17 protein-coding genes are annotated in these 17,309 nt (G+C 32.1%); 4 read left to right on the top strand and 13 right to left on the bottom strand.

From position 1 onward, the window contains the following. Positions 1–110 precede the first annotated feature (110 nt). On the bottom strand, positions 111–2,447 hold the full coding sequence (locus AC4FQ3_RS02585; protein WP_042567058.1) for an ATP-dependent helicase: 2,337 nt from the start codon (positions 2,445–2,447) through the stop codon (positions 111–113). Positions 2,448–2,773: 326 nt separating this feature from the next. On the opposite strand from AC4FQ3_RS02585, the gene AC4FQ3_RS02580 reads away from it, so the two are divergent. Further along, on the top strand, positions 2,774–3,061 hold the full coding sequence (locus tag AC4FQ3_RS02580) for a type II toxin-antitoxin system RelE/ParE family toxin (RefSeq protein ID WP_042567059.1): 288 nt from the start codon (positions 2,774–2,776) through the stop codon (positions 3,059–3,061). Here AC4FQ3_RS02580 and AC4FQ3_RS02575 read toward each other — a convergent pair. Both AC4FQ3_RS02575 and AC4FQ3_RS02570 read right to left on the bottom strand, forming a co-directional pair. Continuing rightward, complete coding sequence (locus AC4FQ3_RS02575) at positions 3,038–3,337, bottom strand: hypothetical protein (RefSeq protein ID WP_042567060.1); 300 nt, start codon at positions 3,335–3,337, stop codon at positions 3,038–3,040. The two genes, AC4FQ3_RS02580 and AC4FQ3_RS02575, sit on opposite strands and share 24 nt — an antisense overlap. Before the next feature lie 95 nt (positions 3,338–3,432). Next, on the bottom strand, positions 3,433–4,200 hold the full coding sequence (locus AC4FQ3_RS02570; RefSeq protein WP_491180754.1) for a sulfite exporter TauE/SafE family protein: 768 nt from the start codon (positions 4,198–4,200) through the stop codon (positions 3,433–3,435). 123 nt (positions 4,201–4,323) lie between these two features. On the opposite strand from AC4FQ3_RS02570, the gene AC4FQ3_RS02565 reads away from it, so the two are divergent. Further along, positions 4,324–4,845, top strand: a complete 522-nt coding sequence (locus AC4FQ3_RS02565) for a DUF7935 family protein (RefSeq protein ID WP_491180753.1) — start codon at positions 4,324–4,326, stop codon at positions 4,843–4,845. A gap of 55 nt (positions 4,846–4,900) precedes the next feature. Here the strand turns inward: AC4FQ3_RS02565 and AC4FQ3_RS02560 are convergent, their stop codons facing one another. From AC4FQ3_RS02560 to AC4FQ3_RS02545, 4 genes are all read right to left on the bottom strand, one after another. Further along, positions 4,901–5,524, bottom strand: a complete 624-nt coding sequence (locus AC4FQ3_RS02560; RefSeq protein WP_491180752.1) for a hypothetical protein — start codon at positions 5,522–5,524, stop codon at positions 4,901–4,903. Between the two features lie 47 nt (positions 5,525–5,571). Next, entirely contained in the window at positions 5,572–6,471 is a 900-nt protein-coding gene (locus tag AC4FQ3_RS02555) for a patatin-like phospholipase family protein (RefSeq protein ID WP_302096061.1), read from the bottom strand. Between the two features lie 129 nt (positions 6,472–6,600). Next, positions 6,601–8,661, bottom strand: a complete 2,061-nt coding sequence (locus AC4FQ3_RS02550) for a M1 family metallopeptidase (protein ID WP_491180751.1) — start codon at positions 8,659–8,661, stop codon at positions 6,601–6,603. Next, positions 8,658–9,476: a transposase gene (locus AC4FQ3_RS02545; RefSeq protein WP_491180750.1), complete on the bottom strand. Its 819-nt coding sequence runs from the start codon at positions 9,474–9,476 to the stop codon at positions 8,658–8,660. The genes AC4FQ3_RS02550 and AC4FQ3_RS02545 overlap by 4 nt, the downstream gene beginning before the upstream one ends. Positions 9,477–9,536: 60 nt before the next feature. Here AC4FQ3_RS02545 and AC4FQ3_RS02540 point away from each other — a divergent pair, with 60 nt between their 5' ends. Then, positions 9,537–10,310 carry a Dph6-related ATP pyrophosphatase gene (locus AC4FQ3_RS02540; RefSeq protein ID WP_491180749.1) on the top strand — a complete coding sequence of 258 codons (774 nt, stop codon included), beginning with the start codon at positions 9,537–9,539 and terminating at the stop codon, positions 10,308–10,310. 63 nt (positions 10,311–10,373) lie between these two features. Here the strand turns inward: AC4FQ3_RS02540 and AC4FQ3_RS02535 are convergent, their stop codons facing one another. Together AC4FQ3_RS02535 and AC4FQ3_RS02530 are read right to left on the bottom strand one after the other, a co-directional pair. Beyond that, positions 10,374–10,916, bottom strand: coding sequence for a DUF1697 domain-containing protein (locus AC4FQ3_RS02535; RefSeq protein ID WP_491180748.1), 543 nt, complete (start codon positions 10,914–10,916; stop codon positions 10,374–10,376). Positions 10,917–11,039: 123 nt separating this feature from the next. After that, positions 11,040–11,927 carry a hypothetical protein gene (locus AC4FQ3_RS02530; protein WP_491180747.1) on the bottom strand — a complete coding sequence of 296 codons (888 nt, stop codon included), beginning with the start codon at positions 11,925–11,927 and terminating at the stop codon, positions 11,040–11,042. Positions 11,928–12,182: 255 nt separating this feature from the next. Between AC4FQ3_RS02530 and recG the strand changes: the two genes are divergently transcribed. Then, the gene (recG, locus tag AC4FQ3_RS02525) at positions 12,183–14,291 is read left to right on the top strand and encodes an ATP-dependent DNA helicase RecG (RefSeq protein ID WP_491180746.1); all 2,109 of its coding nucleotides are present in this window, start codon (positions 12,183–12,185) and stop codon (positions 14,289–14,291) included. A 255-nt stretch (positions 14,292–14,546) separates the two neighbouring features. Here the strand turns inward: recG and AC4FQ3_RS02520 are convergent, their stop codons facing one another. From AC4FQ3_RS02520 to AC4FQ3_RS02505, 4 genes are all read right to left on the bottom strand, one after another. Next, positions 14,547–15,146 (bottom strand): PAS domain-containing protein, encoded by a 600-nt coding sequence (locus AC4FQ3_RS02520; protein WP_491180745.1) that lies wholly within the window; start codon positions 15,144–15,146, stop codon positions 14,547–14,549. A 68-nt stretch (positions 15,147–15,214) separates the two neighbouring features. Beyond that, positions 15,215–15,547, bottom strand: coding sequence for a hypothetical protein (locus AC4FQ3_RS02515; protein ID WP_042567069.1), 333 nt, complete (start codon positions 15,545–15,547; stop codon positions 15,215–15,217). Between the two features lie 59 nt (positions 15,548–15,606). Continuing rightward, positions 15,607–16,461: a hypothetical protein gene (locus tag AC4FQ3_RS02510; protein ID WP_491180744.1), complete on the bottom strand. Its 855-nt coding sequence runs from the start codon at positions 16,459–16,461 to the stop codon at positions 15,607–15,609. 29 nt (positions 16,462–16,490) lie between these two features. Beyond that, positions 16,491–17,087 carry a TlpA family protein disulfide reductase gene (locus AC4FQ3_RS02505; RefSeq protein WP_042567071.1) on the bottom strand — a complete coding sequence of 199 codons (597 nt, stop codon included), beginning with the start codon at positions 17,085–17,087 and terminating at the stop codon, positions 16,491–16,493. Between the last annotated feature and the right edge of the window lie 222 nt (positions 17,088–17,309).

Below are 17,309 nucleotides of genomic sequence, written 5' to 3'. Positions count from 1 at the left end.
AACTTTAAAGTAAAACACAGCTTAATTTATTTGCGTAAATCTTTGCGAACTTTGCGGTTAAATTTATGTTCAAAGTCAAGCAACCTGAAACTTGAAACTTGAAACTTTTTTTACCCTATAACATCCAACTTTGCAAATCGCAGCAATAGCTTTTTAATTCCGCCAACCTCAAATTTTATTTCAGCTTTTTTATCAGCTCCAACACCTTCAAGATTAACAACTTCACCTTTTCCAAAACGTTCATGCATAACAACATTTCCAACCGTTAATTTACTGTCGAATAAATTTGCACCGGTAGAAGTTGGCGCATTTCCAGCAACAGGTTTTAGTTTTCGAATATTCAAATCCGGTTTTGGTTCGTTATCCGTAATGTGTTTTGGCGGAGTTCCACCAACCGGTTTTGCCAATCGCAATTTTGATTTATCAACATCACCAAAAATATCACCGTCAATCATTGGTTTATAACGGTAATTACTTTCTGCAGGCGTTAAGTATTCTAAATATTGCGGATCAATTTCTTCAATAAAACGAGACGGTTCGCTGTCTGTCAGTTTTCCCCAACGATAACGAGATTGTGCGTAAGTTAAATACGCCTGATGCTCCGCACGGGTCAAAGCTACATAAAACAAACGACGTTCTTCTTCCAATTCACTTCTTGTACTCATACTCATCGCACTCGGAAACAAATCTTCTTCCATACCCACTACAAATACATGCGGAAATTCAAGTCCCTTTGCAAGGTGAATTGTCATTAACGCAACACGATCCTCGTCACTTGTATCTTTATCTAAATCAGTAGCAAGTGCCACATCTTCCATAAATTCAGAAAGTGCTCCTCTTGCTCCGTCAATTTCTCTTTGTCCTTCAGTAAAATCTTTTATACCATTTAAAAGTTCTTCAATATTCTGAATTTTTGCCATTCCTTCCGGAGTAGCATCTTTCTTTAATTCCTGAACCAGACCTGTTTTTTTAGCCACATGATCTGTAATATAAAAAGCATCCTGATTTTCATTGATTACCTGAAAACTCTGAATCATCGTCACAAAATCATTCAATTTATTTTTTGTTCCCGTGTTCAGTTTCAAATCAATTTTATCAATATTCACCATTACTTCCCAAATCGAGCGTTTGTAATGATTGGCAGCAATAGTTAGTTTTTCAACAGTTGTATCTCCAATTCCACGCGCCGGATAATTGATCACACGAATCAACGCTTCTTCATCTTTCGGATTAATTATCAAACGCAAATAGCACAAAACATCCTTGATTTCTTTACGTTGATAAAAAGACAATCCGCCATAAATTCTATACGGAATATCACGTTTTCTTAAAGCATCTTCCATCGCACGCGACTGAGCATTAGTACGATACAAAATTGCAAAAGCTCCGTTATGAAGCTGATTTTGCATTTTCTGTTCAAAAATGGTACTCGCTACAAAACGTCCTTCCTCGGCATCGGTCAAACTACGATGAACTTTAATTTTTGCACCAAAATCATTCGCCGTCCAAACTACTTTATCCAGTTTGGTTTTATTATGCTCCATGATAGTGTTTGCCGCTTCAACGATATTTCGGGTTGAGCGGTAATTTTGTTCCAAACGAAACATTACAACACCTTCATAATCCTTTTGAAAATTCAGGATATTATTAATGTTCGCGCCGCGGAAAGCATAAATACTCTGGGCATCATCTCCAACCACACAAATATTCTGAAATTTATCTGATAAAGCCCTAACAATCAAATACTGAGAATGATTTGTATCCTGGTACTCATCAACCAAAATATAACGGAAACGATTTTGATATTTCGCCAAAACTTCTGGAAAACGAGTCAGCAATTCATTGGTTTTCAATAATAAATCATCAAAATCCATCGCACCGGCTTTAAAACAGCGCTCTACATATTGCTGGTAAATCTCACCCAATCTTGGTCTTTTTGCCATTGCATCGGCTTCAACAAGTTCAGGATTATTAAAATAGGCTTTTACCGTAATCAAGCTGTTTTTATAACTCGAAATTCGGCCTAAAATCTGTTTTGGTTTATAAATATCACGATCCAGCTGCATTTCCTTAATAATCGAAGAAATAAGTCTCGCCGAATCCTGTGAATCGTAAATTGTAAAATTGGAAGGATAACCCAAATGATCTGATTCTGAGCGGAGTATACGGGCAAAAATCGAGTGAAAAGTTCCCATCCATAAGTTCTTAGCCTCAGTTGCACCCACAATATCCGAAATCCTGTGTTTCATTTCACGGGCTGCTTTATTCGTAAAAGTAAGTGATAAAATGTTGAATGCATCAACACCCTGCGCCATTAAATAAGCAATTCTAATTGTTAAAACACGGGTTTTTCCAGATCCTGCACCAGCAATAATAATCATTGGCCCATCTTTCTTTAAAACGGGTTCTCGTTGCGCTTCGTTGAGCTGGTCAATATATTTTTGCATGAAATTTTTCTCCTTTTAATGCAAAAATAAGAATTAAAAAAGAAAGTTCCTAAGATGTAAATGAAAGGTTCTAAGATGCTAAAGTTCTGAGTTGCTAAGTTTTTTTTTCTTAAGATTCTGAGTTCTGGAATGCTATTTTTTTTATTCCGAAGCAGAACAATAGGCATTTTAATAAACATAGTTCCCGCTTTCGGCTATATCTCTCCGTTTCACTGCGAGGATACCGTCTCTATCGGGGCTAAGTTCAAACAATTAGTTTTTAAATTTGAGAGAAAAATCTGTAATATTAAAATAATTCTATATTTGCAAAACTTACGAAATGAAAAATGAAAATAGAAATTACAAAAATCGCTGAAGAAACTTATTCTGAAATAATTAATAAATACTCTGAAACTAAAGCAGCTTCTTTTTCTGAAAAAACCATTTCAACTTTGCATATGATTGAACAAAACAGTCAAATTGGCTCTAAATATAAAAAAACTACCTATAGAAAATTCTTAATATCAAGCCAAGTCTATTTATTTTACAAAATCGAACTTCAAATAATTTATATTGTACTTTTTTGGGATAATAAAAGAAATCCAATAAATTTAGATATTATACTTAGTTCTTAGTTTTTCTTTAAAATCTGAGAAATCTATTGTTCTTCCTGCTTTAATATCTTCTTCACTTTTTTCAAGCTGTTGAATCAAAATTTCTTCAGGAAATAACAATGCTGTAATTAGCTTTACCTCTTGATGTGTGAAATTTTTAGATTTTAGTTTTCGATAGTATGTAGCATGTTTCAACCCAAGTTTTTGAATAAAAAAATCAGCTTTATAGTAAGATTTATTTATAAGTTCAGGTAGACTATTAATGTAATTCTCGTAATTTTCAACTATTTCTATCATTTTATGATACTTAAAATTGCTATTATCTAGCAAATATAATTTAATTAAATGATATTAAATACTAAAAAAACTTTTAAACTTACGCATTCACAAGCTTATTTAAAAAACACATCATAAGCAAAACGTATCAAAGTTCCAATTACCACAACTAAAAAGAAGATTCTAATAAAACTATTTCCTTTATTAATGGCTAGTTTTGCACCAAGCCATCCTCCTAGTCCGTTACTAATTGCCATCGGAATTGCTATTGACCAAATGATTTTTCCTTTTATCATAAACAAGCAAATCGAACCAAAATTAGTGGCAAGATTTACCATTTTTGCATTCGCAGAAGCATGCAGAAAATCAAAGCCTAAAAGCGCGATAAAAGCAACTACAAAAAAACTTCCTGTTCCGGGACCAATAAAGCCATCATAAAAACCGACGATTATACTAATTACAACCGCATAAATTATCTGAGTTGTGGCCGAATGGTCTTTTTCGACATGTTGACCAAAATTTTTCTTTGCGTAAGTGTAAACAAACAACAAAGACAAAACCACAAGTAATAATGGCTTCATAAAATCATTACTTACCATCGTCAAAATCGTAGAACCTAAAAACGCAGATGGAACCGCCAAACACATCATGATTAATAGTAATTTCCATTGAATCACTACTTTTTTCAAATATTGAAAAGCTGCAAAAGCAGTTCCGGTAAAAGCAGGTAATTTTAAAGTTCCAATAACGGTAGAAACAGGCAAATTTGGCAATAAAATCAATCCCATTGGTGTTTGGATTAATCCCCCGCCGCCTACAATGGCATCAATAAATCCTGCTGCAAAAGCAGCTAAACAAAGTAAAATAATGATGTATGATTCCATTTATATTGGGTTTCAGCAGGTTTAAAGAATTGTGCACAAAAGTAGACTTCCGTTTCATTTATTACAATAAAAATAATGTTGTTTTCTCATCAAAAAGTATATTTTTGTTGAAAAATTATTCAAATGGATTTTACAAGAATTATAGAATTAGCAAGTTATACTCTACCTGCCATCGTGACAGGATTTGTAGCATACAGTTTTTTTGAATTACATATTAAAAACAACGATAGAAAACGCGCTTTTTTATTAAATAAAGAATATCAGAAACAATCATTACCAATACGTTTACAGGCTTACGAACGTATGACTTTATATTTAGAGCGTATCAACCTAACAAAATTATTGATTAGAGTTGCACCAATATCAAACGAAAAACACGATTATGAAAACTTCGTAATCGACCAAATCGAACAAGAATTCGAGCACAATTTAACACAGCAAATTTACATGTCTGATGAATGTTGGACAATCATCACAACAGCTAAAAACTCAACAATTCAAATTATTCGTAAAGCTGCAATGAGCGACCGTGTTGACAGCGCAGATAAATTACGTGAAGTGATTTTGAATGATTTATTAGAGAAACAATCTCCTAGTAATGCTGCTTTGGGCTATATTAAGAATGAGGTTGCAGATCTTTGGTAAAATATAATTTAAAAAGTTGAATAGTTTTAATTCAATCTTTCAAAATTTCATATATTTAACTGACCCAGTCTCGCTTAAATTTTACAATCTTCCATTTTCCATTTATTTTTTCTAAAAATATATCATAACCTTCTCCACATAACCCTGAACATACCAGAGTTAGTTGAACAAAGGCTCTTTTTCCATTTAATGAAACAATTGGAATTGTGGAATAGTAAAAACTAAAATATTCCTTCGCATTTACATCTTGGTTCAGCTGAGTGAATGATGCAATATTTATCTTTTCAAAAATATTTTTCTCTAATTTAAAGCTACTTAAATTTTTATTTTGAAATTTTAAATAAGAAGAATCTAATTGAGAAAAGAAGAAATGTTTTTTCGGCAAGTCGGGGAATCCAATGAAATCCTGGATCAATTTAGAATTTGGTAATGATTTTGGTGGTAACTTACTTTTTTTTATATCCCAGGAAACTATTTCTAATTTTTGCAAATCTGCGCAAAAAGTTATCTGTGTTTTACTATTGAAATTCCTAGATATCCCTAGACTATCATCCAAAATTACTGTTTTAATTATTGAATTGATATCTTCACGTTTGGGCAAATTATAATCATTACTTTTTTTTTGACAACTAAGAAAAACCAAAATTATAAATGTTCCGCTAATAATAATTTTTCTCATACAACCTGCTGTTTTTAATTTGATAGAACTATCGAAAAAATCTAAAATTACCTATTATCACTCATAACTTCAGACTTATTCTGAGCATATTCATAACCTTGCTCCCACCATTCTTTCATCACTTCTTTATTAAAAATAAGGGCATTATCAGTTAATTTTGTGGGCGTGTAATATAAGTTAAGCTTCACATTTTTGTTGTTTGCCATAAGTTTTCCTATAGCAATGTCATGTTTCTCTACCTGATCCAGGGCAATTCGGAACAAATCAATCATTAACGAAAACGGATTTTTACCAATAACGGTTTTATCCATATTTACTTCGGTTTCCAAAATAATTACATCAATTTCAGTAGCTCCGCGGTTAATAGCTTCGCGAATAGGAACCAAACTAGAAAATCCTCCATCACCATATTCACAATTGTCCTTTTCAACTAAACTCATAAAAGGAACATAATTACTCGAAATCCACGACCAGTCGCAAAACTCTTCATAACTACAATCTTTTATAGATTTATATTCTGATTCGTTTTTAGTAAAATTGGTTACCGTAATAATTACATCATTATTTAGTTTTTTCAGCTTATTAAAATCAGTAAGACTAAAATTATTCTTAATGTATTTCCTTAAACCTTTGCTTTCGCCAAATGTTCTTTTCCCTTTAAAAAACTGACGCAAAACATTAAAGTGGTTTATTGTTACAATATCAACGCCATCTTTGTTTTTAACCACAAAAGGACAAATATTAAAAATACTTGACATGGTAACATTGGTATAAACAGAGTGAATTTTTTTAATATGCCCCAAGGCTAAATGCGGAATCAGCAAACTTCCTGTTGAAGTTCCCAGAAACAAATCGTATTCGTGATTTTTTTCTTCTATTAAATATTGTGCAACTCCGCCGGCAAATGCGCCTTTGCTGCCACCACCTGAAATAACCAATGCTCTCATAAATTTAATGTAGGTATTATTTTGTTTTTGGGCTTTTTGAGAAAATAGATTTTAAGAGCCCAGAACAAAGACTATAAGCTATTCGCAAAATCTATTTTCTTTCTTCTTTATTCTTGCTTCTATCCTTTCTTACTCTTTCAACAAACGATTCAATTGAAACTGTTCATCGGGGGTCAAATTAGGTAAAATTCTATCAAATGAAGCACGCATTTCAGGTTTTTTTAATAAAAATCGAATCGTGTCTCTTCCAAATTTCGAAAATTGCCACATATGATGCGTTGTAGAACTAACCAAATTACAGAGAACCTGATCGTTAATTATTTTAAATGCGATTAATTTTTCAAGAGCATTTTGTCGTGTTGTGGCTTCATATTTATTAGATGAAAACGAAATTAGTTCAGCAATTAAATCTTCTGAATTAGGAGCATAATCCGGAGTTGATAATACCAATGAAAGCCACATGGTACGAAGATTATAATCATTAAAGCCTATCCAGTTTTTCGATTTATCTAAGTAAGCAGTGCGATGATCCGGAAAGTTTTTCCATAGCCAATACAAAGCAATTTCCTGCGTTTGATATGATTTATCATTTAATAAAGTTTCATATTCTGATCTAAATTCTTCCGGGATTTTGGTTAAAGTAGTCGCAACAGCCTGTCGAATTTGTATATTATTGGTTTGTAAAGCCAAAAGTAAAAGTTCTTTCTTTGCTTCAAATTTTTCATTTTCTAACTGATCAACAATTGCTTCTTTAACCGCATAATAAACATCTGATTTCAGAGTATTTCTTAAAAAATCAAGCTTTTCGGCTATTGGCGTTTTTTTCAATTTATCAACTTCTAACCGAATTTGAATTGCTTTATTTTTACTCAACAAAGCATTTGCTGCAGGAGTATCAAAAACAGTAGATTCTAACCAGGTTTTTTGAAACTGAACGAGGTCAAAATTCGAAACCTTTTTAATTTCATCAAAGAAGTTTTGAGTATTCACATTTTGATATGCATATTTTTTTAAATAACTTTTTACGGCCTTCTTAAATGCTTTATCGCCAATAGATTCATGTAAAACAAACAAAGCCCAGGCACCTTTTTCATAAAAAGTAAGCGAGCTCGCTTTGGCATTCAAAACTGGAATTGTGTCAGTTCTCGAAGCAAATTTTATTTGTTGGGCTGTGTAGTATAATTTCGAGTAAAAATAGTCATCACCATAAATTTCCCTTTCGGCCAAAGCAGCATAATAGGTTGCAAAACCTTCTTGCAGCCAATGATGTGTGCTGCTTTCCGCTGTTATTAAATCTCCAAACCAATGATGTGCCAATTCATGCGCGTCAACATTAGTATAATTTCGGTCTTCAAAACCAATTGAATCAACTACATAACGGGTTGCAAAGAGTGTTGCAGTTGTGTTTTCCATTCCCGCATATAGAAAATCGCGAACCGGAATTTCTCTGTAAATTTCCCATGGATAACTGACCCCTATTTCTTTTTCTAAAAAATCAAAAATACGTTTCGAATATCTGTATGTAGGTTCAAAACGGTTTACGTCCTTATTTTCCAGATAATATTCTAACGGAATTTTAGATTTCGCAATCAATTCTTTCTTGTCATATTTTCCAATGGCAAGCATCAATAAATAAGAACTCATTGGATTTTTCATCTGGTATTGCCAATGAACTAAATCTCCGCTTGACGATTTATCTTTCAAAACTCCATTTGAAACAACCTGATACTCTTTATTATAAGTAATTCCAAGATTAAAAATCAATTTTTCATTTACATCATCAAAGCTCGGAAACCAATTGCTGGTGTATCTTCCCTGCCCTTGTGTCCAGATTTGAACTTCAGCATTTTCGATAGCTACAAAATACAAAGCCTGTTTTGGTTTTACAACATAATCAAAAGTCAGATGATTTTGCCCTTTTTCAAAATTGTAAATAATTTGCAATTGTTTTCCTGTATTAACATAAATTACCTCTTTTTGGTTGATTGCAACCTTAGAAAATTCCATATTTTTAGCATCTAATTTTATGGTATCTAAAGGTTTAAGAACCTCAAATTCATAATCTACAGATCCTGAAACAGATTTTTCTTTGGCATCTAATTTCAATTGTCCGTTTACCGATTTAAAATCGACAAATTGGGTTTGTTGTGCAAATATGAAAGTGGTAAATAATAGTAGGATGTATTTCATTGAAATTTTGAATTTATAGAATCTGTATCCCAAGATCTAGGATTTGCTTTTATATAATTATATATGGTCTCAAATCGTTTGTGATTTCTAACAATATAATCGTGATAATTGGTTTGCCATATTTTTTTGTTATTTGTGCTGGCAATTTGCCTGTTTTTATACAAATCATTTATTTGTTTTGTGGTAACCGATTTAAATATAGCAACAAAAGATGAAATTGAATTTGATTTTCTGGATAATTTTGATTGATTTGTATTTGGATGCAAATACTGGTTCATCGTTTTATCTACACTATAATTAACGGTTTTTTCCACGCCCTGTATGTGTAGAGACGCACAGCAGTGCGTGTCCGCAACGTTTGACACAACGTTTATTCCATTGTTTGTTTCGTTGTTTGTTTCGTTGTTTGTTTCGTTGTTTGTCCCAATCTTTGTCGATGTGCCGGGCGTAGACGCACTGCTGTGCGTCTCTACGATATGCGTTGTGGTTGTCGTTGTGGTTACGATTTCGTTTTCGTTTTGGTTTTGGTTTTGAATTTCATTTTCATTTTGAATTTCAATCAACAAATGAATATGATTTGGCATAACAATCCAATTATGAAAAAACCAATTTTTTCGAATTTTAATCGATTTTAAAAGTTCATTTTCAACAATTTGCCCAACATTATTTAAAATCATTTTGTCGTCTACAATAGACCCAAAAATACATTTACGATCTTCTGTAGTTATCGTAATAAAATAAACGGCTTCACTCGAATAATCCCAATTTTGTAATCGATTTGAATTGGTTTTATATTTATCTTGAAATAATGTCATTATAGGCGTATAAATATTCAAAGTTACAAAGGTTTAATCAACAAATCGAATGAAATTTGTATGTTTACGATAGAAAATTACAACATCGTGTCAAAACAAAAAAAAGCCATATTCAATTGGAGCAGCGGTAAAGATTCTGCACTTACATTATATAAAATACTTCAAAATCCTGAATACAAGATCGAATATCTTTTAACAAGCGTAAACCAACAATTTCAACGAATTTCAATGCATGGCGTTCGGGTCGAATTGTTAGAATCACAATCGAAGAGCATCGGAATTCCATTAAAAATTTTACAGATTCCGGAAATGCCATCCATGGAAGTTTACGAAAATGTAATGACAGAAACTTTAACGGAATTAAAGAACGAAGGAATTACACATTCTGTTTTTGGAGATATTTTTCTTGAAGATTTACGAAAATATCGTGAAAATCAATTGGCTAAAATTGGTTTTAAAGGTGTTTTTCCTATCTGGAAAATTCCAACGCAAAATTTGATACAGGAATTTATTGCTTTGGGATTTAGAACTATTGTAGTTTGCGTAAACGAACGTTATTTAGATAAAAGTTTTGTGGGGCGAATTATCGATCAGGATTTCATCAATAATTTACCCGATAATGTCGATGTATGCGGAGAAAACGGCGAATTCCATACTTTTACTTTTGACGGACCTATTTTTTCAGAACCCATAAATTTTGAAATTGGAGAAATTGTTTATAGAAAATATGAAAAATCCGGAAATGAAGATACTTCAAATACAGCCTGCGATACAAATACAGACGATCCTTTTAATTTTGGATTTTGGTATTGCGATTTGATACCTAAAAACTAAATTAGACAATTAGAAAATGTGTCAATTTGATAATTTTAGAACGCTTTGTAATTATCTCATTTTCTAATTTTCATCATACATTTTAAGCAAATTCGTAACCGTATTCCAATTTCTCATTGTTACTATAACATTCAGTTTTTTCTCAATATATTTACCTTCTAATCTGGTTTTTCCGGCTCCAATTTCATATTTAATAAAAATTCTGTTGCCGTCTATACTTGCTTCATCAGGTTTAAACTGACTGATTTTTAGGTCATTTATGTTTTCTTTTTTCAAAACAGTTGACACAAAAGCAACATAGAGTTTTTTAGTATCTATATCTTTTTCTTTAAAAAAAGGATTGTTTGCAAAACACAATTCCAAATCTTTTTTAGTAATCACAATCGTAGGAACTTCGTGTCCAAAAACTTTAAAAATTTCCTGCTTGATCATAAATCCCACTTTTGAAGCTTCTTCTTCGCTTTCTACAAAAACATTTCCGGATTGTAGATACGTTCTCACGTTTTGAAAACCAATATTTTCTAACATTGTTTTCAAAGCTTCCATTTTCATCATGTTGTGCCCCGAAACGTTGATTCCGCGCAGAAGTGCTAAATGTGTTGTCATTTTTCAAAATTTAAAACTCAAAGATATAGTTTTTAAACTTTGGCAACAATTAAAGAAACAGTTTCACTTTAAAGAATATTTTTTTCTTATAGATTCTTTCTAACCAGTTTTTGAAATTCTCTGTTAAATATTTTCATTTAAAAAGACAGTATATTCTTTACCGGATTCTAAGCGCTTTCTTCCTTCCTGAGTGTAAAAAACAGGTGGAAAATATTGATACGTATTTTTAGCATCAGGTGAACATTGGTTGTTTTGTGAGTTTAAAATATCCTGAGACAGATAAAAAACATCAAAATCTAATCTATAGCCCTTCTTATTGTATTTTTCAATTATTCCTAATTCAGTCTGTGCATTAACTGTCTGTCCTAGTTCTACAAAGATTCCATCTTTTTGGAAACCTTTATACATTGCAAAAGTTCCATCTTCATGTTCTATCACGACTTGATTTCTTCTGGAAGTAAATTGAGCGTCTAAAAGAGAGTTGTCGTTGTATTGATTATCTATCAAAACCACTATACCTTTTCTCATGCTATATACTGTATCCGGCTTATTTGAAGCTACAGCATACGATTTCCAATCTACAGCCTTTTTCAAACCAAAATATTTTTCACCTACAGATTCTGATTCAAATATTTTTATTTTTTTGCCATTTTTGAAAGGAAGTATATAACGAAATAAATTATCAATCTTTGGATTTACAGCTCCTAAAGTAGCAGAATATCGCATCGAATAAGTAATATCCTGATCTTTATTTATTGGCTCAAGTTTCATAATAAATCCTGAATCATCGCTTATTACTTTTTCATAAGTAGCCGCATTACAATTGTTTAAATTTGAAAATTCAAGGTTTAAGGTATAACTTCCCGGATTTTTCTTTTCATATAATAAATCAACACTTCTGTCTGAATTTTCTATTGATAAAATAGTAATATTTTGACTTTGAGCTGATAAATTTGAATTTGATAACAAAAAGAATGAAACAATTAGTAAATAAAGAATTTTATTATTCATTTTGATGCAGGTTTAATAGTTAATTTAAAATATAAATAATCCTACAATAATACGATAAAAAAATATAATACAATATTTTTCTTACATTTTTTCTTTAATTATTCGTTTTTAAAATTCCTAATTAAAATCTATCTTCGCTATCCTAAAGAGAAAAGAATATAGAGTAAAGACTTTTGTCTATACTCTATATTCTTAATTTCTATTTTCTAAAGTCTATCCCGAAGTTTCGGGACTAAAATCTAAGAAGTCTAAAAAATGTCTAATAATCTCCTCGAAACCCCAATCGAATACTTAAAAGGTGTTGGCCCAAGCCGTGGCCAGTTGCTTCGTAAGGAATTGGGCATTCATAAATATGGAGATTTGATTAATTTTTTCCCAAATAGATATATTGACAGGACGCGCTATTATAAAATAAATGAACTGCAAAACACGGGCTCTGAAGTTCAGATTATTGGAAAAATCATCAATATTAAAACGGTTGAATTTGCAAAAAATAAAAAACGTTTAGTTGCCACTTTCGTTGATGATACAGGACAAATTGACCTGAATTGGTTTCAGGGACATAAATGGATTCGTGAGAGTTTAAAACTAAATGAAGTTTGTGTAATTTTTGGAAAATGTTCTCTTTACGGAAGCCAGTTTAGTATGGCGCATCCGGAAATTGAGTTGTTAAGCGAGCATGAAAAAAGTCTTCGTTCTGCGATGCAGCCTGTTTATCCTTCAACAGAAACACTGACAAATCGTGGAATTTCGAACCGAACGATCAATAAATTAATGCAGCAATTGTTTATTGAAACTCAGGCATTATTTTCTGAAACATTTCCAGCTTATTTAATCGAAGAATTAAAACTGATTTCAAAAAAAGCTGCTTTATTCAATATTCATTTTCCAAAAAGCACTGAGGCTTTGGCGAAAGCCCAATTTAGATTGAAATTTGAAGAATTGTTTTTTATTCAATTGCAATTAATCACCAAAAACCTCATTAGAAAACATAAAATAAAAGGACATCCGTTTACAAAAGTGGGTGAATTTTTTAATGAATTCTACCAGAATCATTTACCTTTTGAACTTACAAATGCACAAAAACGTGTGGTTAAGGAAATCCGTTCTGATATGGGAAGTAACGCCCAAATGAACCGATTATTACAAGGCGATGTAGGTTCTGGAAAAACAATTGTGGCATTTTTAAGCATGCTTTTGGCAATCGATAACGGGTTTCAGGCTTGTTTGATGGCACCAACAGAAATACTTGCCAATCAGCATTTTATTGGTTTATCAGAATTGGCTGCAACTTTAAACCTAAACATAAAAATATTAACAGGTTCGACCAAAACAGCAGCCCGAAGAATAATTCATGAAGAACTTGAAAACGGCAGTTTACATATTTTGATTGGAACGCATGCTTTGTTGGAAGATAAAGTAAAATTCAAAAATTTAGGTTTGGCCGTAATTGATGAACAGCATCGTTTTGGAGTTGAACAGCGTTCTAAGCTATGGAAGAAAAATGATATTCCGCCACATGTTTTGGTGATGACTGCCACGCCTATTCCCCGAACTTTGGCGATGAGTTTATATGGCGATCTGGATATTTCTGTTATTGATGAATTGCCTCCCGGCAGAAAACCAATTCAGACGGTTCATCGATTTGACAGTAACCGATTGAAAGTATGGAAATTCCTGAAAGATGAAATTGCAAAAGGAAGACAAATTTACATTGTTTATCCGCTAATTCAGGAATCAGAAAAAATGGATTTTAAAGATTTGATGGATGGCTACGAAAGTATTTCACGTGATTTTCCGCTTCCTCAATATTCAATTTCAATCTTGCACGGAAAAATGAAACCTGCGGATAAGGATGCCGAAATGAAACGTTTTTCTGAAGGGAAAACTAATATTATGGTCGCAACAACCGTGATTGAAGTTGGTGTAAATGTACCCAACGCCAGTGTTATGATTATCGAAAGTGCCGAACGTTTTGGTTTGTCTCAGCTTCACCAGCTGCGTGGCCGCGTGGGTCGTGGCGCCGAACAGAGTTATTGTATTTTGATGACAAGCCATAAATTAAGTGCCGACAGTAAAACGAGAATGGAAACAATGGTGCAAACCAACGATGGTTTTGAAATTGCCGAAGTCGATCTTAAACTTCGCGGTCCGGGAGATTTAATGGGAACTCAGCAAAGCGGTGTTTTAAATCTGCAAATTGCTGATATTGTTCGTGATCGTGATATTTTGGCACTAGCCAGAAATTATGCCATGATGGTTTTAAAAAATGACGCACCACTCCAAAAACCCGAACATGCAACCCTAAAAGCTGTTTTTATAGAATTAACGAAGAAGAAAAATATTTGGAATTATATTAGTTAAGGTACAAAGGCGCAAAGGTATAAAGGAACAAAGGTTTAATTTTAAACTTAAAATTAAAAGCGTAGGTACTCAATATCTTTGTGCCTTTGTGCCTTTGCCACTTTGAGCCTAAAGAAAAAAATACTTCACTGTATCAAACATTCATTTACCGCATGGTGACTGATTTAAATTTGTTGGGGAGCAAATTTGAAGTTGAATAATTTATCGATACAATGAAGTACACCGTCATGTTTTAATCTTCAAAATAATTTACTATTATTTTTTTGTGTTTTTCTTTTCAAAAAAACCATTAAAAAAGCCTTTGCTTACTTTGTTTTTGTCGTCTTTGCCTGTTGCAACCAGATGATCCACATACTCCATGTATGTTTTTTTGCGTTCTTCAAGAAAACCAGTCAAATAATCTTCAGAAGCCCCTATTCCGCTAACTTCTTCAATATGTATTAGTTTTTTGTACAAAGGTTCTATAAATTTAATGATAATAGTTTCGGGTACCGATTTTCTGGTTCCAAAATATCCAACAATTTCGCCTTCTTCATCGGCAATGATTTTAAAATCGGTAATTACCCAGTAGTATCTGCCTGTTTTAGACATGTTTTTGATAATTGCATGAATATTTTTGCCTGATTTAATACTATCCCATAAAAATTTGAAAATCACTTTTGGCATATCCGGGTGACGTATAACGTTGTGCGGCTGTCCGATCAGCTCAAATTCATCATAACCAGAAACGTCGATAAAAGCTTCATTGGCATATAAAATGGTTCCTTTTGTATCTGTTTTACTTAGTAACACTTTAGTTTTATTCCAATCAACTTCTCTATCAGATGGAGTTGGGCGAGTAATTCTGGTATCCATAAATCTTGTGTTTAAAATTAATATGTACTTACGTTTTTACGTATAAATGATATTTCTTACGTTTTATTTTAATTAAGTTCTTCTTCTAAAATCTTTAATAAGTCTTTGATTTTTTTAAAAACAGATTCCAGTTCATCTTCCAGCCAGTCAGGCAAAGTATCATCATTTACAGATTTTAAATGCTGAATATCGTTTGCTATCTGAATGATTTTTTTATACTGAAAATCTAATTTTTTTGCATTTGGATTATCCTGGTTCTCGTCAAAAATTTTAGTAACTTCTTTACCAAAATCAGTTTTAAATTCTGTTTTTGACGAAACATCATTTTTTAAGAAAACATCAAAAGAGTTTTTTAAGTCTGTCAGCATAGTATTTGCCGATTCAAAATCGTGTTTGGACATAAAATAAGATTAAGTTAAAATTGATTTGGAAATCGTCGAAGTATTGAAACTACTCAATTTTAACCTCTGCTATTGGTTGATTTTACGTGAATATCATTCACCAAATCATCAATTTTTTTGGCACTGTCTCTCATCATTTCCAAGTAGCTCAGCAATTGGTCATTGTCAGTATGTCCTTTAGAAACATCAATCAATTTTAATACAGAGCTTACAGGAAGTTTTAAATCTAAAGTAGTTCTGTGAACGAAATCATTGTATTCGTTAGTTGCAGAAAGTGAACTGTATTTTGCCGAAGCCAATTTGATGTTTTCCAATTCGTATTCGTCAGATATTTTAGAAATATGATTCTGGCTGTGTTCTTTAAAATAATAAGCCCAATAACCGTTCATAAAAAATACTACGGCCGCTAATATTACGTGAATAATTAACGTTTCGATATCAAAATTTACCTGCGAAAAATAGACTTGTAAACCATTTGGATCCTGGTAAACAAAATTCTGCATATAAGCCAAACCTGCGTGATGTATTACAACCAAAAGCGTAAGCGGAATTTGTAGTTTCCAGTTTTGATAAATAATAAGAATTGTACTGGCAATAAATACTGTAAAATGCATTTCAAACAAACCATGCATCTGGTAAATGTATTGTGCCATAAAAATAGCCAGCACAACTGATAAAACATACTGGTAAAAGTTTGATTTTTTAAGTAAAAGTTTTGCAGAATAATACATCAACAAATTTAATGTACCAACTCCTACGCCAATTTCAAAGGTGTCGTATTTAAAGGAAAGGCCAATTCCCAGAAAGAAATAGGCTGCAAGAACATAATTGATAATAGTATCAGACTTTTGCGTCATTGTTGACATAAAACTGTGCAAATAATCCTGTTCGTTTAAACTGGCTTTTGTTTTCATAATTTTGGTAATTTTGGTTAAGGTTAGATTTATTTAGAACATTTTGGTAATGAACATCCGTAAGCTCTTAGAGCTAAAGCATCAAATGATGGAGTTTTGGTTTGCTTTAATAATGATTCTAATGCCATTTGTGCATAATTACTGTCGGCATTAGTACAATATCTTGTTTTATTGTAATTTCCGCGATAATACAAATTATGCGACGGATCAACGATAACGGCTTGCGGAGTCGAGAAAACACCACAATTTTCGGCAATCTCTTTGTCAAAATAGACAGGGATTTTGGCATCAAACTTCTTCTGAATTTCTTCTATGGTAAAATTCTTTTTTTTATTCAGTACAACAATTTTAAAATTAATCCGGTCTCCGTACTTTTTAATCAATCCACTTACATGCGGAATATTAAATCGGGAACATGGACAATCTGGATTAAAAAAATGAATAAAAACAGGTCTGTTATCAGTGATACAGCATTTTAAGTCGACTTTATTTCCTATTGCTATCTGGTGGAAATTTTGAGGAATTGGTGTGGGCAAAGTATACTTTATTTCATTCTGCCAAAACAAAAATGAAATAGCACAAAACAATAACGAAATCCATAAACCAACGAGTATTTTTCTTCTCATAAATGGGTAGTTTTTTTATCTAAAAAGCAAACAATTAATAAACACTTGTTAATTAAATAGTTTTAAAAAAGTAGTTTTTTAACTTAAATTTAGATAAAAAACCTACATACCTTAACACTTAACCGCAGAAAACATTAATATTCTCACAAAAAACTACAATTTTGTTTAAGCTTATCAATGTTACAAATAAAAACGATAAACTGCAAAATAAATCATACAAAA

The organism is Flavobacterium sp. AK-345 (assembly GCF_058310175.1).
Note: the sequence above shows the minus strand (reverse complement) of the source record. Positions and strands in the feature narration are given on the sequence as shown.